The following is a 21,091-nucleotide window of genomic DNA, read 5'->3' on the forward strand; positions in this document are numbered from 1 at the left end:
CGGGGTGACTGTAGAGGCCATTCGCTCGGGCATCGACCTGAGCTACGTCGACGCCGAGACCCGCCCCCAAGACGACCTGTTCGGTCACGTCAACGGCCGCTGGCTGGCCGAATACGACATACCGGCGGACCGGGCGACCGACGGCGCGTTTCGTCACCTGTTCGACCGCGCCGAAGAGCAGGTGCGCGACCTGATCATCGAGGCCAGTGAGACCGGCGCCGCGCGGGGCAGCGACGAGCAACGCATCGGCGACCTGTACGCCAGCTTCCTCGACGAGGCGGCCATCGAGCGCCGCGGGCTGCAGCCCCTGCTCGACGAGCTGGCCACCATCGACGCGGCCGTCGACGCGGACGCGTTGGCGACCGCGGTGGGCGCGCTGCAGCGCACCGGGGTGGGCGGTGGCGTCGCGCTGTACATCGACACCGACGCCAAGAACTCGGCGCGCTACCTGGTGCACGTCACCCAGTCCGGCATCGGCTTGCCCGACGAGTCCTACTTCCGCGACGAACAGCACGCCGAGGTGCTCGCGGCCTACCCCGGTCACATCGCGCGGATGTTCGGCCTGGTGTTCGGCGGCCCGCCCGAAGCGCACGCCGAAACCGCGGCCCGCATCGTCGCGCTGGAGGCCAAGCTGGCTTCCGCGCACTGGGATGTGGTCAAGCGCCGCGACGCCGACCTGTCCTATAACCTGCGCACCTTCGCGGATCTGCAGAGCGAGGGCAAGGGTTTCGACTGGGCCGGCTGGGTGAACGCGCTGGGCGGCACGCCGCAGGCGTTGGCGGAAGTCATTGTCCGCCAACCCGATTACCTCACCGCGTTCGCCGCCCTGTGGTCCGCCGGCGACCTGGCGGATTGGCAGGATTGGGCCCGTTGGCGGTTGATCCGCGCCCGCGCCCCCTGGCTGACCGACGACCTGGTCGCGGCGGACTTCGACTTCTACGGCCGCCTGCTCACCGGCGCCGAGCAGATCCGGGAACGCTGGAAGCGGGCGGTGTCCCTGGTGGAACACCTGATGGGCGACGCCGTCGGAAAGCTGTACGTGCAGCGGCATTTCCCGCCGGGCGCCAAGGCCCGCATCGACGCGCTGGTCGACAACCTCAAGGCGGCGTACCGCCAGTCCATCAACGAGCTGGACTGGATGACGCCGCAGACCCGGGAGCGGGCGCTGGCCAAGCTGGACAAGTTCGTCGCCAAGGTCGGCTACCCGGCGAAGTGGCGTGACTACTCCCGGTTGGTGATCGACCGCGACGACCTCTACGGCAACTTCCAGCGCGGCTACGCGGTCAACCACGACCGTGAGCTGGCCAAGCTGGGCGGACCGGTCGACCGGGACGAGTGGTTCATGACGCCCCAGACGGTCAACGCCTACTACAACCCCGGGATGAACGAAATCGTCTTCCCCGCAGCGATTTTGCAGCCTCCCTTCTTCGACCCCGAAGCGGACGACGCCGCCAACTACGGCGGGATCGGCGCGGTGATCGGGCACGAGATCGGGCACGGTTTCGACGACCAGGGCGCCAAGTACGACGGCGACGGCAACCTGGTGGACTGGTGGACCGACGCCGACCGCACCGAATTCGGCAGCCGGACAAAGGCTTTGATCGATCAGTACGGCGCGTACACGCCCCGCGCGCTGGACCAGAGCCACCATGTGAACGGTGCGTTCACCGTCGGGGAGAACATCGGCGACCTGGGCGGGTTGTCGATCGCCCTGCTGGCCTACCAGCTGTCGTTGAACGGCCGGCCCGCGCCGGTCATCGACGGCCTCACCGGGGTGCAGCGCGTGTTCTACGGCTGGGCCCAGGTGTGGCGCACCAAATCCCGCCAGGCAGAGGCGATCCGGCGGCTGGCCACCGACCCGCACTCCCCGCCGGAGTTCCGCTGCAACGGCGTCATCCGCAACATGGACGCCTTCTACGAAGCGTTCGACGTCGCCGAGGACGATGCGCTGTTTTTGGAGCCGCAGCGGCGGGTCAGGATCTGGAACTGACGGGTACTTCCACCGGCTCGATTCGCGCGGGCACGTGCTTGTGCCACGGCGTGCCCGCATAGGGGTCGCGCCATTCCGTCGAGGTGAGGGCGTTCGGGGCGACGCCCGGAATCACGGTATGCCCGTCGCCGTCGACGTAGTCGAGCCCAAACCCGTTGGGCAGGGCCGCATGTCCGGCCAGCATGGTCTCGGTGATCTCGACGGTGGCCTCGGCGCTGCCCGCCGCGGTGCTGATCCGGGCGCGGCATCCGTGGACGAGTCCGAGGGTCTGGGCGTCCTCGACGCTGACGCGCAGGGCCCCGTCGGTGTCGCGTTTGCGCCAGGACGGGTCGCGGATGATGTCGTTGGCAGTGTAGGCGCGGCGCTCGCCCACCGACAGCACGATCGGGAAGTCCGGCGTGGTCAGCCGCGGCGGCGCTGCGGCCAGCGCCCGCAATTCGTCGAGCATCTCGGGAATTTCCAGCGCGATCTTGTGATCGGCGTGGCTGATCAACGCGAAGTCATCCTCGTAGTCGTGCACGGTGAACGTCACCCCGGACGGGGTGTCGAGGATCGCGTCGAACAGCGCGTTGCCGTCGGCGTGACCGGCGCGCCGCACGGCGTCGGGATAGGTCATGGCCGTCTTCTGGGCGAGCCCCCACAGCGCGGCCGCGCCGCGCAAACCGTCGGGCAGCGTGGGCCCGAGCGTCTCGTACAGCACGTAGGGCAGCAGCTTCGCGAGCGTCGGATTGGTGGCGGTGGCGGCCAGGAACGCTTCGGTGTAGTCCTCGCGGTCGCGTTGGGCGGCCTCGTGCAGCGGACGCAGGTCCGCATCGTCCACCACGCCCAGCGCCCGCACCAGCCGCGCCCAGATCTCCGGCTCGGGCAGGGTCCCGGGCAGCGGTTCGAGGAGCGGCCGGCGCAGCTGAAAGGCGTTGCGTGGGAACTCCAGGTTGAAGAACGTGGCTTCCGGCTTCTCGAACTGGGAGGCCGCGGGCAGCACGTAGTGCGCGAGCCGGGCGGTCTCGGTCATCGCGACGTCGACCACGACCATCAGTTCCAGCGCTCCGAAGGCCTCCCGGCAGGCGGCCGAGTTGGCCAGCGAGTGCGCGGGATTGCTGCTTTCCACGATCATGGCCCGGAAACGGTCGGGGTGGTCGGTGAGGATCTCCTCGGGCACGACGTTGCTGGGCACCAGGCCCGAAATGATGGGGGCACCGGTGACCGGCGTGCGGCCGGAGAACTGCCCGAACAGCGGCCCGAACGACGAATGTAGATGCTGCCCACCCTTTTTGGCGAAGTTGCCGGTGAAGATCCACAGCAGCTTGTTCAGATACGAGGACAGCGTGCTGTTGGGCGCCTGCTGCACCCCGAGGTCCTCGAACACCGACACGCTGGACGCGGCGCCGATGCGCCGCGCCGCCGCACGCAACAACTCCTCGTCGACGCCGCATCGTTGCGCGTAGTCGGCCACCGGGACCTCGCGCAGCTCGGCGCGGACGGCATCGGCACCGCGCACACGCTCGGCGAGAAACGCTTCGTCACAAAGGTTTTCCTGCACCAGTACGGCCGCCAGCGCCGCCAGGCACCACGCGTCGGTGCCCGGCCGCACCCGCAGGTGGAAGTCGGACATCTTGGCGGTGTCGGTGACGACGGGATCGATGACGATCATCGACCGGTTCGGGTCCTTGGCGATCTCGTTGAGCACCGCCCGGGCGCGGGGGAAGCTCTGCGACATCCACGGGTTCTTCCCGACGAACACCGACACCTCGGCGTGTTCGAACTCGCCGCGGGTGTGGCCGCCGTACAGCTGCCCGTCGATCCAGGCCTCGCCGGTCTTCTCCTGCGCCAACGCGTTTGACCGGTAGCGCGACCCCAGGGCCTTGAGGAAGGCGCCGCTGTAGGCGCCCCCGAGGTGGTTGCCCTGCCCGCCGCCGCCGTAGTAGAAGATCTTGTCGCCACCGTAGGCGTCCCGGACGTGCTTGAATCCCTCGGCGATCTCGACGATCGCGGTGTCCCAGTCGATCTCCTCGAAGCCGCCGTCGGCGCGGCGGCGCAGCGGCGAGGTCAACCGGGCGCCGCTGTTCTGATAGTGGTCCAGCCGCAGGGCCTTGTTGCAGGTGTATCCCTGCGACGCCGGGTGCGCCTTGTCGCCGCGGATGCGGGCCAGCCGGCGGCCCTCGACCTGGACGACGATGCCGCAATTGCATTCGCAGAGGATGCATGCCGTGGGCTGCCATTCAGCGGTCATCGCGGGACGTCCTTTCTGGTCGCCTCGGCCGCCAGCAGGTCGCGTAGCTGGCGGTGTACGACGTCGAGTGGGGTGAGGTCGCGGCGCACCCGGGCCAGCACGATCGCGCCCTCGAGCGCCGTGGTGGCCAGCACCGCCAGGTCGGAGGCGCGGTCGCGCGCGATCCCGTCGGCGATGAAGCGCTGCGCGATCAGGTCGGTCCAGCGGTCGAACACCGACGCCGCGCGCTCCGCGAGCGGCGCCATCCGCTCTTCCTCACCGGCCTCCACCGAGACCGCGACCACGGGGCAGCCCGCCCGGAAGCCGGTGTCGAGCAGCTGGCGGCGGTATTTGTCGATCAACGTGTCCATGAGTTCGGGCCCGCTGCGGGCCTCGGCGATGATCGCCGCGACGTGCTCGCCCGCGTAATCGACCGCCTCGCAGAGCAATTGGGTGCGCCCGCCGGGGAAGTAGTGATAGGCCGATCCGCGCGGCGCGCCGCTGTGTTCCAGGACGTCCGAGATCGCGGTGGCGTGCGCTCCGCGCTCCCTGATCAACAGCGCGGCGGAGATCACCATCCGCTCGCGTGGACTGCGCATCACCACTCCTCAGGGCCAAGGGCTTATGTATGATGCTATACATAATCGCCGCGCCCGCGAAAGGGCCACACGCTTGCACGCGCGAACAGACGCAAAATCGCCCATTCCGGAATCGGAATGGGCGATTTTGCGTCTGCTGGGCTGAGGGCTAGTTCATCCAGTCGGCGGAGCCGTCGTTCTTCTTGTAATTGCCGCCGCTGGAGTTCTTCACGACGATGGGATCACCCGGGCCGAAGTTGTCGAAGAACCACTTGGCGTTGGTGGGACTGATGTTGATGCAGCCGTGGCTCACGTCGCGCTTGCCCTGATCGTCCACCGACCACGGCGCGCTGTGCACGTAGTCGCCGACGTTGTCGAAGCGCACCGCGTCCTCGACCGTCACCTTGTAGCCGTAGGTCGAGTTGACCGGGACCCCGTAGGTCGAGGAGTCCATCACCACCGACGCCTTCTTGTCCTGCACGTAGTAGGTGCCGTTGGGGGTCTGGTGGTTACCGGCGGTCATGCCCATCGACATCGGGAAGGTCTTCTCGACGGTGCCGTTGCGGGTGACGGTCAGCTGGTGGGTGGCGTCGTCGGCCGTGGCGATCAGCGTGTCGCCGGTCTGGAAGTTGGTGACGGTGCCGCCGGCGTCGACGGTCACCGCGGTGTGGGCCGGCCAGAAGCTGAGCGGGCGCCAGCGCAGCTGGGTCGGGGTCATCCAGTAGAACTTGCCCGGCACCGGCGGCACGGACGACACGTGCACGGCGTCGATCGCCGCGCCTGCGTCGTCGACCGGGCCCGGGAAGTTGATGATGATCGGCTGGCCCACCCCCACCGTCGAGCCGGTCTTCGGGACGAACGAGGGCGGCCCGAAGGGCGGCGTGCCGGTGAACGGGGCGGGGTTCTGCCCGGCGGCCGAGGCGGCGGCCGGCTGCGCCATCGGGGGCATCCACGGCGGCGGTGGCGCCGGCTGCGCGGGCGGGGGCGGCGGCGCGAACGGGTCGGGCGGCGCGGGCGGGCCGGGCGGGGCCGCCACGACACCCGGATCACCGGGGGCCGGATCCGGATCCGCCAGCGCCGGAGCAGCGCCCAACACCAGCGCCACGCCCATCACAGAAGCCAGTCCGGCTGCGTTCAGAGCGGCCCAACGCCTCCCTCGGGTCCAGCCCGACATATGCATCCCTCCACGCTCGAGTCCCTGACACAGTGTGGCACAGGGGGCACGCCAGCTAACAAATTCGACACCACGCGGCCGGCCGCAAAACCCGCGTTTGCGCCGTTGAGCTGGCCAGCTATGAATCGCGTGAGCTTGTCGGCGCAACGTCGAACGCCTGGCAGTTGGCCGCCGTGCCGACCAGCGCCAGCGCCATCAAACCGGCCGACGCGGCCAGCATCAGGACGACGTTGCGTTCGTAGAGCAGGCCGCCCGCCAGCGCCCCCGCCATGATGCCCACCTGGAACGCCGTCACGTACAGCCCCGACGCCCCGTCGGGGTCGTCGGCCCCGCTGCGCATCGCCGCGGACTGCATCATCGGCGAGACCGCGGTGGCCATCGCCCCCCACAGCACGATCGAAGCCGTCCCGATCAGTGCCGCCGCCGCGGCGGGCCGGCCCCCGAGGGCCAGCGCGGTCAGCACGACGAACGCGGCCGCCAAACCGGCCATGCAACCGACGATGGCCCCCTTGGGTCGCCGGTCGAGGGGCCGCGCCACCAAGCCGACGGCCAGCACGCCCGCGGCGCCGTAGGCGGCCAGCACCCACGCCAGGTTCGGTCCGCGGACCCCGACGACTTCGCGGATGATCTCCACGATGTAGGTGTAGGAGACGAAATGGCCGGTCACGCCGACCATCGTGATGATGCTGACGATGATCAGCCGGCGGTTGCGGTGGTGACGCGACCGCGGGCCCACACACTTGAGCTGGTCCTCGGTGAGCACCATCTCCGGCAGCATCACCCGGGCCGCCACCGTGACGGCGGCGGCCGCCACGGTCACACACACCACGGCCAGGCGCCAGCCCCACATCAGGCTCATGGCCGCGGTCAGCGGGCTGCCCACCACCAGGGCCAGGCTGGTTCCGACGTAGATCGACATCGTCGCGCGGCCGGCGTGGCTGGGCGGCACCAAGCGGGTCGCGATCGGGGCGATGACCGACCACAGCAGGCCGTGGGTGATCGCGCAGAGCACCCGGCCGGCGGCCAGCACCGCGAAGTTGGGCGCCACCGCGGAGATCAACTGCGAGACGGTCAGGCAGGTCAGGCTCGCCACCAGCACCCGGCGGCGCGACAGGTGGGCGGTCCAGCGCACCAGCGGGATCGTGGTCAGGGCCGCCACCAGGGCGTACCAGGACAGCAGTGTGCCCACCACGACCAGGCTGACGTGCAGGTTGCGGGCGATGGCCGGCAGCGCGCCGACGGGCAGGATCTCGGCGGTGACATAGGTGAAGGCCGCGGCGGCCAGCACAACGAGCTGAGCCGCGATCCGTGGGGTCCACGTTCGCGCGGCGGCGTTGGTTTCGGCTGTCATGGGGTCGGTGTCGGCCGGGTTACCCAGTTCTTGGGTTGTCGCGCCTAATGCGATCACACTGCCTTACCGTACGGACCGCAACCGCGGCTCCCCCCGTATCAGGGCCGGAATCCGGGTCTCAACTATGTCACCAATCAGGAACGAACGAGGCGCGCGATGGCGGCAGAGGCCTCGGCGAGCTTCTCATCGGCGTCGTCGCCGCCCTCCGCCACGGCGCGGGTGACGCAGTGGTTGAGGTGCTCGTCGAGCAAATTCAACGCGACCGAACGCAGCGCGCTGTTGACGGCGCTGATCTGGGTGAGGACGTCGATGCAGTACTTGTCTTCCTCGATCATCCGCGCGATGCCGCGCACCTGTCCCTCGATGCGCCGCAGCCGCTTGGCGTAGTTGTCCTTCTGCTGCGAATATCCGTGCGCGTTCGTCATGCGTCCTTCACCTCTGCCCGTACACCCCGCCGCGCGTGGCCGGGCGGCGTCCCGAATCCACTTTATACCCCGCCCGGGTATGACCCGCGCATTTGCCGTCCGGCCAGGTCACGCATACTTGCACGATGGCCACAACACCCGATACAGCCGCAGTCACCGACATCAAACCCCGCAGTCGTGACGTCACCGACGGCCTGGAGAAGGCCGCCGCGCGCGGCATGCTGCGGGCGGTCGGCATGGGCGACGAGGACTTCGCCAAGCCGCAGATCGGGGTGGCGTCGTCGTGGAACGAGATCACGCCGTGCAACCTCTCGCTGGACCGGCTCGCCACGGCGGTCAAGGAAGGCGTCTTCGCCGCCGGCGGCTACCCCCTCGAGTTCGGGACGATCTCGGTGTCCGACGGCATCTCGATGGGCCACGAGGGGATGCACTTCTCACTCCCGTCGCGGGAACTGATCGCGGACAGCGTCGAAACCGTCATGCAGGCCGAGCGCCTCGACGGCTCGGTGCTGCTGGCCGGCTGCGACAAGTCGCTGCCCGGGATGTTGATGGCCGCCGCGCGGCTGGACCTGGCGGCGGTGTTCCTCTATGCCGGCTCGATCCTGCCGGGGGTGGCCAAGCTGTCCGACGGCAGCGAGCGCGAGGTCACGATCATCGACGCGTTCGAGGCGGTGGGCGCCTGCGCCCGCGGACTGATGCCCCGCGAGGACGTCGACGCCATCGAGCGGGCGATCTGCCCCGGCGAGGGCGCCTGCGGCGGCATGTACACCGCCAACACCATGGCCTGTTCCGCCGAGGCGCTGGGCATGTCGCTGCCGGGCAGCGCGGCGCCGCCGGCGACCGACCGCCGCCGCGACGGGTTCGCGCGCCGCAGCGGTCAGGCCGTCGTCGAGCTGCTGCGGCGCGGCATCACCGCCCGCGACGTCCTCACCAAGGAGGCCTTCGAGAACGCGATCGCGGTGGTGATGGCGTTCGGTGGCTCGACCAACGCGGTGCTGCACCTGCTGGCCATCGCCCACGAGGCCGACGTCAACCTGTCGCTCGACGACTTCAGCCGGATCGGGTCGAAGGTGCCGCACCTGGCCGACGTCAAGCCGTTCGGTCGCCACGTGATGTCCCACGTGGACCACATCGGTGGCGTGCCGGTGGTGATGAAGGCGCTGCTGGATGCGGGCCTGCTGAACGGGGACTGCCTGACGGTGACGGGCCAGACCGTGGCCGAGAACCTGGCCGAGATCGCCCCGCCGGACCCGGACGGCAAAGTGCTGCGTGCGCTGAACAACCCGATCCACCCGACCGGGGGCATCACGATCCTGCGGGGATCGCTGGCGCCCGAGGGCGCGGTGGTCAAGACGGCCGGCTTCGACTCCGAGGTGTTCGAAGGCACGGCAAGGGTTTTCGACGGCGAGCGCGCGGCGCTGGACGCCCTCGAGGACGGGACGATCACCAAGGGCGACGTCGTGGTGATCCGCTACGAGGGCCCCAAGGGCGGGCCCGGCATGCGCGAGATGCTCGCCATCACCGGCGCGATCAAGGGCGCCGGCCTGGGCAAGGACGTGCTGCTACTGACCGACGGCCGCTTCTCCGGCGGCACGACCGGCCTGTGCGTGGGCCACATCGCGCCCGAGGCGGTCGACGCCGGACCGATCGCGTTCGTGCGCGACGGCGACCGGATCCGCCTGGACGTCGCCAACCGGGTGCTCGACGTGCTGGTCGATCCGGCCGAATTCGATTCCCGCCGAGAGGGTTTCACCCCTCCCCCGGCGCGTTACACGACCGGCGTACTGGCCAAGTACGTCAAGCTGGTGAGTTCGGCGGCGATCGGCGCGGTCTGCGGTTAGGCCCGATCGCCGCCTGGCTCAAGGGATTTGGCGACTATGCGTGGGCGGCCGCCGCGCGGATGCGCCTGCCGAAGTAGGCGGCGTTGAGGCCCAGGACCGTCAGCAACGCACCGGCGACGACGTTCGACCACATCGTGCCGGCGGTCAGCGCGACGCCCGGCAGGACCCACGGCGAGACGATGGCCCACACGCCGAGCACCGGCATCGTCCAGGTCAGGCCGTGCGCGCGGTCGAGAGCCGTTGCGAACCCGTACGCCAGGAACGCCGCCGCGATCCCGACGATCAGGTTGGACGTGGCGAGCGATGCCGTCGCGCCGAATCCCACCATCCACGGTGACGCGGCCACGTACAGGCCCGTCAGCAACGCCAATCCGAAGGTGACGTGCGCACTCATCGACTCGGCGGCGCGGTCGTAGTTCGCGCGCAGAGCCAACAAATCCGGGTGGTGATCGATTGATGAATGGACTGTACTCATTTTGTGACCTTTCTGTTATGCAGCAAGCCTTTTGAGCCGACTGCACCCATCCATCTGCCGTCAAGGTTACGCCCGGCCGCCGCGCGGCAGCAACGAAATGCAGACCGTCCGGAACCGGCACCCGGGGCGGGATTGACCGGCCGCGTAGCGTCGTAAGACATGGACATCGCGGATCGCCTGCGCCTCGACGTCCCGGTGGCGCAGGCCGGCATGGGCGGTGGGCTGGCGGGTGCGGCGCTGGCGGCGGCGGTCGCCGCAGCGGGCGGCCTGGGCACCCTGGGCCTGACCACGCCGCGCCAGCTACGCGCGGCCATCGACGAGGTCCGCGAACGGGTTCCGGGTCGCGCGGTCGCGGTCAACCTGTTGATGCCCTTCGTTCGTCGCGCACACGTCGCGGTCTGCGTCGAGGCCGGCGTCGACGTGGTCGTGCTGGCCTTCGGGGAAAAGCGCGGGCTGGTCCGCGAGCTTCACGAGTCCGGCATCTTCGTGTTCGTAATGGTCGGCACCGCGGCGCAGGCGAGCGCCGCGATCGGCTGGGGCGCCGACGGTTTGATCGCCCAGGGCCGCGAGTCCGGCGGCCACCTCGTCGGGACCATGCCGGCGCTGCGGTTCCTGCCGCAGGCGCTGGCGGCGGCCGGCCGCCGCCCGGTCCTGCTCGCCGGCGGTATCGCCACCGGCGCCGACACCGCGGCCGCCCTGGCCGCCGGTGCCGCCGGGGTGGTCGCGGGAACGCGGTTCCTGATGACGCACGAGGCCAACGCCGACCGGGAGTACCAGCGGCGAGTGGCCAACGCGGACAAGACGATCGAGACCAATCTGTTCGGCCTGAGCTGGCCGCTGCGGCACCGCGTCGTGCCCAACGCCGCGACGCGGCGCTGGTGCCGCGACGATGGCTGGGCGAAGGCCTTACCGGCGGCCATCAACTCGGCGAGCCGCCCCCTGGCCGCGCTGGGCTACTTCGACGCCGGCGCCTTGATGCGCCTGCAGTCGCCGCGCCGGCCGTGGTTCACGCCGCTCGCGCCGCTCGCCGCGATGCCCGATGCCTGGGTGGACCGGTCGGCGCTGTACGCGGGCGAGACGGCGCTTCGCATCGGCGAACTCACCTCGGCCGCGCGGGCGGTGGCCGACCTCAGCCCGCGCTGACGGGCTAGCGCACCAGCGCGAGCGCGAAGCCGTCCCAGCGCTTGGCCCCGACCGTCTGGATCACGGCGGTGTCCAGCCGTGGGTGCTCGCCCATCAGCTGCAGCGTCCGGCGCACCGCCTCCGCCTGGGCGTCGTGTTGGGGTGCGAGGATCTGGCCCTCCCGAATCACGTTGTCCGCCACGATGAGTGCGCCGGGGCGGGCCAGCCGGACCGCCCACTGCAGGTATGCGACGTAGTTCTCTTTGTCGGCGTCGATGAACACCAGGTCGAAGGGCTCGCCGTCCAGCGTGGGCAACGTGTCCAGCGCGGCGCCGACGATCACGTCCACCCGGTCGGCCAGGCCCGCCCGCTGCAGGTTGGCGCGCGCGACCTCGGCGTGCCGGGGCTCGTATTCCAGGGTCACCACCCGGCCCCGCGGGCCGGCGCCGCGGGCCAGCCAGATGGTGCTGTAGCCGCCCAGCGTGCCGATCTCGAGGATGCGCCGCGCCTGGACGGCACCGGCCAGCAGGCTCAAAAACTTGCCCTGCTGGGCCGACACGGCGATCTGCGGCAGGCCGGCCGCGTCGCTGGCCTGCGCCGCCGCGCTGATCACCGGATCGTCGCCGACCACGGTGGTGTTCAGGAAATCGTCGACGTCTTGGGGCGTTGGATTCTGGGTCATGCCGCCAACGCTAGCCGCGCCGGGCCGCCCGGGGCGGCGGCGGTCCGATCGCTATCGGTGCGGTCACGGTCGTTTACTTGATACCCGTAGGGGGTATATAGTGGCGTGGTGGTCGATCACAGCCGCAGAAGTCCACGACAAGGAAATGGTGAGTGAAATGGCAAATTACGAAGCAGGCACGGAGCTGACGTGTGGCCACGAGGGCTGCGGGTGTCGAGTTCGGATCGAGGTTCCCTGCCACTGCTCCGGTGCGGGCGAGCCGTACCGCTGCACCTGTGGCGACGAGCTGACCCCGGTCAAGTAGTCCCGCACGCCGGTCGTCCGTTCGGGCCTTGATCCCTGCCGCTCGAACGTCGGGTGTGCGTCACGCCGGGGAACCCCACCCTGAGCGCACAGCCAAAGCCGTGCACGCACACCCGACGGCCGGGGCGGATCAGCGCCCGAACGCACGGCCGGCGAGCTCGACCGTCGCCTCCAGCCGCGGCGTGACCGCCGAGGCGCTCACCGCCACCGAGTGATCGCCCGCGGTGATGCGCCAGCCGCCGACGCCGCGGTCGTAGCGCGCGAGCAGGCGCGGGTCCGCCTCGATGGTGACGTGGCGGCTGGCGCCCGGGTCGAGCTCGACCCGGGCGAACCCCAGCAGCCGCAGGCATCGCCCGCCCGGCGCCGCGGTCAGGTACAGCTGCGGGACGTCGGCGCCCGCGCGGTGACCGACGTTGACCACGGTGAAGCTGGCGGTCACCGTGTTCCCGCCGGTCACGGCCAGGTCGCGGTAGTCGAAGTCGGTGTAGGACAACCCGTGACCGAACGCGAACATCGGGGCCGCGCCGGTGGCGGAGAACCAGCGGTAGCCGACGTCCGATCCCTCGGCGTAGTCGATCGTGGTCGGCTGCCCCCACTCGGCGCCGAGCCCCGGCAATTCCGGGCGCGGCGTCTGCGCCAGGTCCACCGGGAACGTGACCGGCAACCGGCCCGACGGGTTGACCTGTCCGGCAAGGGTTTCCGCGATGGCCCGGCCGCCGGCCTGCCCCGGATACCAGGCCTGCACGATCGCTTGCACCGAGTCCCGCCAGGGCATGGTCACCGGATTACCGGTCTCGAGCACCACGACGGTGTTGGGGTTGGCGACGGCCACGGCGGCGATCAAGGCGTCCTGGCCCCACGGCAGCGTGAGGTCGGGGATGTCGAACCCCTCGCCTTCGGCGCGCACGGCGAACACGATCGCGATGTCGGCGTTGCGCGCGGCCAGCACCGCCTCGGCGGGGTTGATCCCGGGGTCGAAATCGATTCGCGCATGCGGGAACTGCTTGCGCAGCTCGGCCAGCGGGCTCGACGGCAGCAGGTGCAGCTTACGTAGCCCGGCCTCCAACCCCGAACCGCCGATCGGGACCACGGCCGCGTAGCCGCCCGGCGGGACGACGGCGCTCGAGCCGTAGCCGGCCGGCACCCCGACGTGGGCATATCCGCCGATGACGGCGATCCGGGCGGCCGACTCCGGCGCCAGGGGCAGCAGCCCGCGGTTGGCCAACAGCACGATCCCCTGCCGGGCGATCCGCAGCGCGATCTCGTTGTGCGCGGCCATGTCCGGTGCGGGTGCGGCGTCGGCCCGGTCGATGCCGACCGCGAACATCGATCGCAGAATCCGCCGGACCATGTCCGAGAGCCGCTCACCGGTCAGCCTGCCGTCGGCGCGGGCGCCGCGCAGGGGCGCACCGAACGCCTCCGCCTGCCACAGCAGCGCGTCGAGTTGCGCCCCGCATTCCTGGTCGAGCCCGCCCAGCGCGCACTCCCACGAGGGTGTGGCCCCCCAATCGGACATCACCCAGCCGGGGTACCCCCAGGCATCCTTGAGCACCTGGTTGATCAGGACGTCGTTGGCGGCGGCGTAGGTGCCGTTGACCTTGTTGTACGCGGTCATCACGGCGCCGGGCCGCGAGCGCTCGATGGCGAGTTCGAACGCCAGCAGGTCCGATTCGCGATGCGCATCGGGGTCGATGACCGCGTCCAAGAAGTGCCGGTTGGTCTCGTTGCAGTTCAGCGAAAAGTGCTTGACCGTCGAGATGACGTGCTGTTGCTGGATCCCGTTGACCGATTCCGCGGCCATCGCCGCGGTCAAGAGCGGATCCTCGGACAGGTATTCGAAATTGCGCCCGTTGCGCGGGTCGCGCGCGAGGTTCATGGCGCCGGCCAGCTGCACGTTGAACCCGCGGCTGCGGGCCTCCCGGCCGATCACCTCGCCCGCGGCGCGCGCGAGGGACGGGTCGAAGCTGGCCGCGAGCGCCAGCGCGGCGGGCAGCGCCGTCGCCGTGTCGTCGGGGCGGTAGCCCGGGTTGGTCACGCCGAGGCCGGCGTCGCTCATCAGCAACGCCGGGACACCGAGCCGGGGCACGCCGGGGACGTAGCCGGCGCTCATCGGGACGTCCGGCGGGATGCGCGCGTCGCGCACCGGCCACATCTCACCCGCCCCCATCACCCCGACCAGCAGGGCGAATCGTTCGTCGTCGGTCAGCTGAGCCTCGACCTCGCGCGCCCGCGAATCGGGATCGTTCACCGCACACCCTCTTTCGCGTACACGACACGCAGCACGTGCCCGAGTTCGGGGCCCATCACCAGCTCCGCCAATTCGCCGAAGGTCGCGACGAACTCCGGCCCGTGTGGCGGCTCGGCCTGGCACAGGTGGTGCGCGACCTCGTGCAGCACCACTAATTCGCGCAGTGCCCAGTCGGCGGTGTCGCGGTCGGGAACGGCGATAACGCCTGCGCCGTCGCGGAATTGGTAATGGGCCGCGGTGGCGGCCCGCCGCGGCCGCACGCGCAGCGGCGCGACGGAGGGCCACCGCCGGCGCACCGCCGGCAACGCAAGCACCTCGTCAACATAGCGCTGCACGGCCGCCACCGAGCCGAATCGCGCCTCCGGCGGCAGGGTGAGCTTTGCCCCGAAGAAGTCGACCGCGGGTGACCCGTGCTCGGCGGCACGGTCGAACAGCGTCCGGACGAACTCCTCTGCCGCGTAAACCTTCGCCCGCTGGGAGTCTCGCGTGGCCGACGGCCCCGGGCTCACCGGCCCAGCGGGGTGCGCGCGCCGGGCAGTTCGGGGCTGTTGCCCAGCCGCGCCCGCCGGCCGGCCCGGTCGCCCGCGCGCCGCGCCGCCGACGAATACCCGGCCGTCGCCCGGCTGACCTGATAGGTGCCGCGCGCCTTGGAGGCGCTCCGGTAATAGTCGTGTAGCTCGACATCCTTGTTGCGCAACGCAATAGCGGTGCCGGGCGGGCGGCGGCGGTCCCTGGTGGCCTCGCGCCGGGCCTCGTCGCGGGCCTCCGCCAGCCGCTGACCCACGCGCGCCCCGAAGGCGAGCTGGAAGTTCAGCCGCGCGGTGATGGTCGGCGTGGGGCGGTGCGCGCCCGAGGCGAGGTAGGCGTCGGAGGCCCGCACCATCTGGACGACCAGGCTGGCGTAGAGCGCGTGGGTGGCGTCGATGTCCTCGGCGAACCCGTAGGCGTACACGAACGTCGAATTGGACGCCACGTCACAGCGCACGTCGTTCGCCAGGGCGATCACCACGAACAGCTGCACATACGTGCGCAGGCCCTTGGTGCCCGCGGTTCCGATGGTGATGGTGCGCTGCGTCGGGGCCTGGGCCGGCGAGCGGGTGGCCGCATGGGACCGCGCCACCGCCAGGTCGATGGCGGACGCCGTCGCCAGCCGCTGCGCGGCGCTCATGAAGGCGTCCGCCTCGTGCGGGTTGTCGGTGCCCTCGGCCTGACGCAACAGTGCGGCGATGCGGGCCAGCATCTTGTCGTCACTCATACGCGCCAAACTACGGGAGCGTTCCGACAGTTTCCTCAGAGCCGCGCGGTGATCCAGGAGACCACGTCGTTCAGCACCTGCTCGCGCTCGGGCTCGTTGAAGACCTCGTGGTAGAGGCCCGGGTAGACCTTCAATTCGACGTCGGTCGAGCCGACGCACTCGACCAGGCGCCGGCTGCCGGCGACGGGGATCAGGCGGTCGTCGGAGCCGTGCACCACCAGCAGCGGCGCGGTCAGCGCGGGCGCGCGCTGCGGCATGGTCTCGCCGACCTGGAAGAGCGCGCGCCCGATGCCGGCCGGGACCTTGCCGTGGTACACCAGCGGGTCGTTCTTGTAGGCCGCCACGACCTCGGGGTCCCGGGAGATGGCGTCGACGTCCAGTTCCTGCACCGGCAGGCCGGGCACCACCGCGCCGAGCAGCCGGGCCGCCAGGACCATCAGCGGCGACACCTGATCCTGGGCCGCCACGGCGGGCCCCGACAGCACCATCAGGTCGTAGCTGTCGGGGCGTTCGACGCCGTAGGCGAACACGATCGCGCCGCCCATGCTGTGCCCGAGCACGACGCACTTGAGGCCCGGATGCTCGCGGGTGGCGATGCGGACCAGGCTGTCGAAGTCCGCGGTGTACTCCGAGATGTCCCGCACCAGCACCCGCTTGCCGCCCGAGCGGCCGTGCCCACGGTGATCCAGCGCGTACGTGACCAGGCCCGCCGCACCGAAACACCGCGCGACGTGGTCGTAGCGGCGGGCGTATTCCCCGAGGCCGTGCGAGAGTACGACCACCGCCCGCGGCGCGGTGTCGGGCGTCCAGACGTCGTAAACGATGCGCACGCCGCCGAATCCGTCGAAGTTCCGTTCGTCGCGGTTCACTGCACGGTCCTAGTCATTAGGGGCAGCGTAATGGCTCGCGGGGCGGGTCGCCCCGCCAGACACTGTCGTAGGCTCATGCACTGTGGGGCCGCTTGCACAAGACGCCGCCGACTCCGAACTCGCCTCCGCGGCCGGCGGGGACTTCTCGGCACACGCCGAGCCGTTCCGTCGTGAGCTGCTGGCGCACTGTTACCGGATGACCGGGTCGTTACACGACGCCGAAGACCTGGTTCAGGAGACGTTGCTGCGGGCGTGGAGGGCCTACGACCGCTTCGAAGGCAAGTCCTCGATGCGGACGTGGCTGCACCGCATCGCCACCAACACCTGCCTGAGCGCGCTGGAGGGTCGGCAACGACGGCCGCTGCCGACCGGCCTGGGCACCCCCAGCTCCGACCCGACCGCCGAGCTCGATGAGCGCCGCGAGGTGCCGTGGCTCGAGCCGCTCCCGGACCTGACGAACGACCCGGCCGACCCGTCGGTCATCGTCGGATCGCGCGAGTCGGTGCGGTTGGCTTTTGTCGCCGCGCTGCAACACCTTTCACCCCGGCAACGGGCGGTGCTGTTGCTGCGCGACGTGCTGCAGTGGAAAGCCGCCGAAGTCGCCGGCGCGATCGGCACCACCTCGACCGCCGTCAACAGCCTGCTGCAGCGGGCCCGGTCCCAGCTCGACGCGGTCGGGCCCAGCTCCGGCGATCGGTTGGCGCCGCCGGACTCCCCGGAGACCCAGGACCTGCTGGCCCGCTACATCGCCGCCTTCGAGACCTACGACATCGACCGCCTGGTGGAGTTGTTCACCGCCGAGGCGATCTGGGAGATGCCGCCGTACGCCGGCTGGTACCGGGGCGCGCGGGACATCGTCACCCTCATTCATCAGCAATGCCCCGCCGAGTCCGCCGGCGACATGCGCCTGCTGCCGCTGGTCGCCTACGGCCAGCCCGGCGCCGCCATGTACATGCGTGCCGGCGAGATCCACGTGCCCTTCCAGTTGCACGTGCTCGACGTGCGGGGCGACCGGGTGTCCCACGTGGTGGCGTTCCTCGACGAGACGTTGTTCGCGAAGTTCGGGCTGCCCGGTTCGCTGTGACCGACGCGGCCGAGATCACACCCGCGCCCGGGCGGCCGCGTCTGTTGTTGGGCGCGTACGACCTCGCCGGCGTGGGCTACGGGGCCGCGGAGTTCTTCGTGTCCGGGACGGCCACGTCCTACGCGCCGACGGCGCCGCTGGGACCCGACGGGATGTGGAGCGTATCCCCCTCGGGCACAGCCGATTACACCACCCGGGTGGTGGTGCTGAGCCCCACGGACCCGGCGCGGTTCAATGGCACGGCGCTCGTCGAATGGCTCAACGTGAGTGGTGGCATCGACGCCCCGGCGGTGTGGATGATGGCGCACCGGGAAATCGTGCGGGCCGGCTACGCCTACGTCGCCGTCTCGGCGCAGAAGGTGGGCGTCGACGGCGGGGCGGGTCTGCTCGGCATCGACATGTCGCTGAAAAGCCAGGACCCGGCGCGTTATGCGCGCCTGCACCACCCGGGCGACGCCTTCTCCTACGACATCTTCTCCCAGGTCGGCGGTCTCATCGAAAAGGCCGGGAAACCCGGCCTTTTGGGTGGGCTGCGGGCCCAACGCGTGATCGCGCTGGGCGAGTCGCAATCGGCCATGTTCCTCACCACCTACGTCAACGCCGTCGACCCGCCGGCCCGGACGTACGACGGCTTCCTCGTTCATTCGCGATTCGGCCCCGCGGCCCCGCTCGACGGGGCGTCCATCTTCGACGAAGCCGGCGCGGTGCAGGCCGTCGCGTTCCGACCGGACCTGCGGGTGCCGGTGCTGACGATCATCACCGAGACCGACCTCTTCGGCGGCGCCCGGGAGGGCTACTACTTCGCGAGGCAGCCCGACAACCGATGGCTGCGGGTCTGGGAGATCCCCGGGGCGGCGCACGCCGACAACTACACCATCCAGGTGGCCCCGATCGACAGCGGATCGGCGCCGCTGGCGGACCTCGTCGCCGCGTATGCACCCACCAACGTGCTGATGGGCCAGCAACTTTCGCACCACATCAACTTCGCCCCGCAACACCACTACGTGGCGCAGGCGGCGCTCGCCGCGCTGAACACCTGGGTGCGCGGCGGCGAGGCCGCGCCCGCCGCCCCACCCATGCGGGTCGACGCGGTCGGGCCACAACCCGTTCCGGACGCCAACGGCCTGGCGCAGGGCGGCGTCAGGACCCCGTGGGTGGACGTCCCGGTCGCGCGGACCTCCGGACTCGGCGGCGAGGGGGGCATCATGGCGTCGCTCTTCGGCTCCGGTGAGCTCTTCGACGCCGAGACGTTGCGCCGGCTGTACCCGGGCGGCCTCACCGAGTACCTGGAACGCTTCACCGTCGCGCTCGACGCGTCGATCCGGGCGGGCTTCATCCTGGCGGCCGACCGCGCCGAGATCCTCGAGCTGGCCGCCGCAACCTATCCCGGCGACCGGCCCTAGAACAGGCGGCTGTCCGGTGACGGCCCTGCCACCGGGCGGACCAGTCCGGCGCCGGTCACCAGCGGCAGGTCCAGCGCCGAGAGCAGGCCGGGCGGGGCCGCGCACACCGCCGGAATGGCGTTGACCATCCGCGACGCGCCCGCGATGCGGGCACCCAGGTCGTGGTCGTGGTCTTCGGCCATCTCGAATTCGCAACGCATGCTCGGGGATCCCTCGATCTCCACCCGGTAGAGGCCGCGGCCGGAGGCCTGCCCGAAGCCCAGGTCCTTCGGCGGGATCGAAATGTTGGGCTGCGGCCAGTCCGGGGCGATGTCGTCGCGCATCCGGGTCACGTGGTCGAGGACGAAAGTCGGCTTGCCGCCCACGTATCCGGTCAGCGTGGAGCGCATGGCCGCGATCGTGCCGGCGCCGATGTGGCCGGTGGGCGTGTCGAAGGCCTCGGCGGTGGGGATGCGCTCGTTGCTCTCCTCGATGTCGTCGATCTGCACCCCCAGCCCGGCGGCGAGCTGATGCAGGACGGGGCCCCAGCCGAAGGCGAACATTCCGGGCTGGGCCGCGAACGCCCGGTATTCCGGTGGCTGGCCGAAACCGAGGATCTCGTACACGGCGGCCCGGTCCGGGTAGGTCGCGTAGTTGAACATCTCGGTCACCCGCACCGAGTCGATGGCCCGCGAGACCCCGGTGAGCACCAGCGGCAGCACGTCATTGGCAAAGCCCGAGTCGATGCCGGTGGTGAAGAACGACACCCCGCCGTCCAGCGCGGCCCGCCGCAGCGGGTCGGTGAACGCCGCGTCGACCGCGTCGGGAAACACCAGCGGCACCACCGAACACGACACGACGTTCTTACCCGCCCGCAGGATCGAGACCATGTCCCCGACGGCATCCAGCGGCCGCAGGTTGGCACCGGCGGCGTACACCACCGCGTCGGCGTCGCCGGCGAGCAGCGCGGCCGGATCCTGGGTGGCCACCACGCCGACCGGCGCCGTACCGCACAGTTCGCCGGCGTCGCGGCCCGCCTTGCGGTCGCTGTGCACGACCAGGTCGACCAGCTGCAACTCCGGGTGGTCGATCACGCCCCGCAAGGCGATCACTCCCATGGACCCGGGCCCCCACACTCCCACCTTGATCACGGCGAATTATCTCCTAATATTAGGATCAATATTTCGGTATTTTGGACGGATCGTAGGGAGGTCGACATCGGCACGTCAACCGCCAAATCACCGCCAACCGCTCGCGTGATGGATGTGCTTGCCGCGCTTGCGGATTCCCCGAATGGGCTGACGTCCGCGGAGGTGGCGAAGCGCTGCGCCATCAGCACCTCCACCTGCGCTCTGGTCCTGGCCGAACTGGAGGGCCGCGCCTGGGCGACGCGCCGCGAAGATCGCCGCTACGTCCTGGGCAGTGGCCTGTTCGGTCTGGTGCACGGGCTGCGCCTGCAGTTCCCGTTGCTGGACCGGGGCCGCGAAGCGCTGCGGTTCCTGCACGCGACGCTCGGCGCGGGCTGCTCGATGTCGAAGATCGGCAGGCGGCACCTGACCACCGTGGACGCGGTCGGTCACGGCACCGACGGGGGACGGGCCGTCGGCCAGCGCTTCCCCATCGACCCGCCGTTCGGCCTGGTCGCAATGGCCTGGCGTGACGACGAATTCGTCCACGCCTGGCTGCACCGGGTGACCCCGCGGCTGACCCGGCCGCAGATCGCCGAACACCTGCGGGTGCTCGCCGACATCCGGGCCCGCGGGTACGGTGCCTGGCGGTTCGACGACACCCATCAGTCGCTGCACCATCGCCTGACCGACCTGCTCGCTTCCCTGGAGCCAACGGCCCAGGTCACCCGCCAGCTGACCACGCTGATGACGATGGTGACGCTGCAGTCGGTCACCCGTGATATCGAAAAGAATTTGGCCGCAGTCGAATTCGTGGTGTTGCCGATTTTCGCCCGTGATGGCCAGCCGGAGTACCAGATCGAGATCCACCTGGGCCGCTCCCCCGGGCTGACCCTGCCCGAACTCGACGCCGCGCTGCGGCATGCCCAGGCGCTGCTCGCCACGACGGTGGCCTGACCACCCGATCAGAGTGAGC

Annotated in this window: 18 protein-coding genes and 1 pseudogene; 7 read left to right on the top strand and 12 right to left on the bottom strand. The window is 70.4% G+C overall.

Translation table 11 applies throughout. The features are described 5' to 3' along the window. The first annotated feature begins 4 nt into the window (after positions 1 to 4). Positions 5 to 1,990 carry a M13 family metallopeptidase gene (locus U8D42_RS20410; RefSeq protein ID WP_322858435.1) on the top strand — a complete coding sequence of 662 codons (1,986 nt, stop codon included), beginning with the start codon at positions 5 to 7 and terminating at the stop codon, positions 1,988 to 1,990. Here U8D42_RS20410 and U8D42_RS20415 read toward each other — a convergent pair. From U8D42_RS20415 to U8D42_RS20435, 5 genes are all read right to left on the bottom strand, one after another. Next, positions 1,974 to 4,220, bottom strand: coding sequence for a molybdopterin-dependent oxidoreductase (locus U8D42_RS20415; protein WP_322858434.1), 2,247 nt, complete (start codon positions 4,218 to 4,220; stop codon positions 1,974 to 1,976). The genes U8D42_RS20410 and U8D42_RS20415 overlap by 17 nt on opposite strands. Beyond that, positions 4,217 to 4,798 carry a TetR/AcrR family transcriptional regulator gene (locus tag U8D42_RS20420; RefSeq protein ID WP_322858433.1) on the bottom strand — a complete coding sequence of 194 codons (582 nt, stop codon included), beginning with the start codon at positions 4,796 to 4,798 and terminating at the stop codon, positions 4,217 to 4,219. Before U8D42_RS20420 ends, U8D42_RS20415 begins: the two co-directional genes overlap by 4 nt. A 148-nt stretch (positions 4,799 to 4,946) precedes the next feature. Further along, a complete protein-coding gene (locus U8D42_RS20425) occupies positions 4,947 to 5,951 on the bottom strand; it encodes a L,D-transpeptidase (protein ID WP_322858804.1) in 1,005 nt (334 codons plus the stop codon). Positions 5,952 to 6,069: 118 nt separating this feature from the next. After that, a complete protein-coding gene (locus tag U8D42_RS20430) occupies positions 6,070 to 7,302 on the bottom strand; it encodes an MFS transporter (protein WP_322858803.1) in 1,233 nt (410 codons plus the stop codon). Positions 7,303 to 7,436: 134 nt separating this feature from the next. Further along, positions 7,437 to 7,727: a metal-sensitive transcriptional regulator gene (locus tag U8D42_RS20435; protein WP_067925010.1), complete on the bottom strand. Its 291-nt coding sequence runs from the start codon at positions 7,725 to 7,727 to the stop codon at positions 7,437 to 7,439. A 125-nt stretch (positions 7,728 to 7,852) separates the two neighbouring features. Here U8D42_RS20435 and ilvD point away from each other — a divergent pair, with 125 nt between their 5' ends. After that, the gene (ilvD, locus tag U8D42_RS20440; RefSeq protein ID WP_322858432.1) at positions 7,853 to 9,568 is read left to right on the top strand and encodes a dihydroxy-acid dehydratase; all 1,716 of its coding nucleotides are present in this window, start codon (positions 7,853 to 7,855) and stop codon (positions 9,566 to 9,568) included. 34 nt (positions 9,569 to 9,602) lie between these two features. Here ilvD and U8D42_RS20445 read toward each other — a convergent pair whose 3' ends face one another. Continuing rightward, the gene (locus U8D42_RS20445; protein WP_085243205.1) at positions 9,603 to 10,043 is read right to left on the bottom strand and encodes an SPW repeat protein; all 441 of its coding nucleotides are present in this window, start codon (positions 10,041 to 10,043) and stop codon (positions 9,603 to 9,605) included. Positions 10,044 to 10,202: 159 nt separating this feature from the next. Between U8D42_RS20445 and U8D42_RS20450 the strand changes: the two genes are divergently transcribed. Further along, the gene (locus U8D42_RS20450) at positions 10,203 to 11,186 is read left to right on the top strand and encodes a nitronate monooxygenase (RefSeq protein WP_322858431.1); all 984 of its coding nucleotides are present in this window, start codon (positions 10,203 to 10,205) and stop codon (positions 11,184 to 11,186) included. A 4-nt stretch (positions 11,187 to 11,190) separates the two neighbouring features. On the opposite strand, the gene U8D42_RS20455 is transcribed toward U8D42_RS20450, so the two are convergent. Further along, positions 11,191 to 11,847, bottom strand: a complete 657-nt coding sequence (locus U8D42_RS20455) for an O-methyltransferase (RefSeq protein WP_322858430.1) — start codon at positions 11,845 to 11,847, stop codon at positions 11,191 to 11,193. A gap of 157 nt (positions 11,848 to 12,004) precedes the next feature. On the opposite strand from U8D42_RS20455, the gene mymT reads away from it, so the two are divergent. After that, positions 12,005 to 12,151: a metallothionein MymT gene (gene mymT, locus U8D42_RS20460; RefSeq protein WP_007167279.1), complete on the top strand. Its 147-nt coding sequence runs from the start codon at positions 12,005 to 12,007 to the stop codon at positions 12,149 to 12,151. A gap of 129 nt (positions 12,152 to 12,280) precedes the next feature. Here mymT and U8D42_RS20465 read toward each other — a convergent pair whose 3' ends face one another. Genes U8D42_RS20465 through U8D42_RS20480 form a run of 4 tightly spaced genes read right to left on the bottom strand, consistent with a single transcriptional unit; the run spans position 12,281 to position 16,483 of the window. Then, a complete protein-coding gene (locus U8D42_RS20465) occupies positions 12,281 to 14,398 on the bottom strand; it encodes a glycoside hydrolase family 3 protein (RefSeq protein WP_322858429.1) in 2,118 nt (705 codons plus the stop codon). Then, complete coding sequence (locus U8D42_RS20470; RefSeq protein WP_322858428.1) at positions 14,395 to 14,907, bottom strand: TIGR04338 family metallohydrolase; 513 nt, start codon at positions 14,905 to 14,907, stop codon at positions 14,395 to 14,397. The genes U8D42_RS20465 and U8D42_RS20470 overlap by 4 nt, the downstream gene beginning before the upstream one ends. Further along, complete coding sequence (locus tag U8D42_RS20475; RefSeq protein WP_085243593.1) at positions 14,904 to 15,653, bottom strand: DUF2786 domain-containing protein; 750 nt, start codon at positions 15,651 to 15,653, stop codon at positions 14,904 to 14,906. Before U8D42_RS20475 ends, U8D42_RS20470 begins: the two co-directional genes overlap by 4 nt. A 35-nt stretch (positions 15,654 to 15,688) precedes the next feature. Next, on the bottom strand, positions 15,689 to 16,483 hold the full coding sequence (locus tag U8D42_RS20480) for an alpha/beta hydrolase (RefSeq protein ID WP_420845699.1): 795 nt from the start codon (positions 16,481 to 16,483) through the stop codon (positions 15,689 to 15,691). Here U8D42_RS20480 and U8D42_RS20485 point away from each other — a divergent pair. Both U8D42_RS20485 and U8D42_RS20490 read left to right on the top strand, forming a co-directional pair. After that, positions 16,476 to 17,606 (top strand): annotated as a pseudogene (locus U8D42_RS20485) (sigma-70 family RNA polymerase sigma factor). The gene U8D42_RS20480 and the pseudogene U8D42_RS20485 overlap by 8 nt on opposite strands. Next, the gene (locus U8D42_RS20490) at positions 17,603 to 19,009 is read left to right on the top strand and encodes an alpha/beta hydrolase domain-containing protein (RefSeq protein ID WP_322858427.1); all 1,407 of its coding nucleotides are present in this window, start codon (positions 17,603 to 17,605) and stop codon (positions 19,007 to 19,009) included. The pseudogene U8D42_RS20485 and the gene U8D42_RS20490 overlap by 4 nt, the downstream one beginning before the upstream one ends. Here the strand turns inward: U8D42_RS20490 and U8D42_RS20495 are convergent. Beyond that, positions 19,006 to 20,139, bottom strand: coding sequence for an NAD(P)H-dependent amine dehydrogenase family protein (locus U8D42_RS20495; RefSeq protein WP_322858426.1), 1,134 nt, complete (start codon positions 20,137 to 20,139; stop codon positions 19,006 to 19,008). The two genes, U8D42_RS20490 and U8D42_RS20495, sit on opposite strands and share 4 nt — an antisense overlap. 108 nt (positions 20,140 to 20,247) lie before the next feature. Between U8D42_RS20495 and U8D42_RS20500 the strand changes: the two genes are divergently transcribed. Further along, complete coding sequence (locus U8D42_RS20500; protein WP_322858425.1) at positions 20,248 to 21,072, top strand: MarR family transcriptional regulator; 825 nt, start codon at positions 20,248 to 20,250, stop codon at positions 21,070 to 21,072. The last annotated feature ends 19 nt before the right edge of the window (positions 21,073 to 21,091 follow it).

Source organism: Mycobacterium europaeum (assembly GCF_034555895.2).
Classification (GTDB): domain Bacteria; phylum Actinomycetota; class Actinomycetes; order Mycobacteriales; family Mycobacteriaceae; genus Mycobacterium; species Mycobacterium europaeum.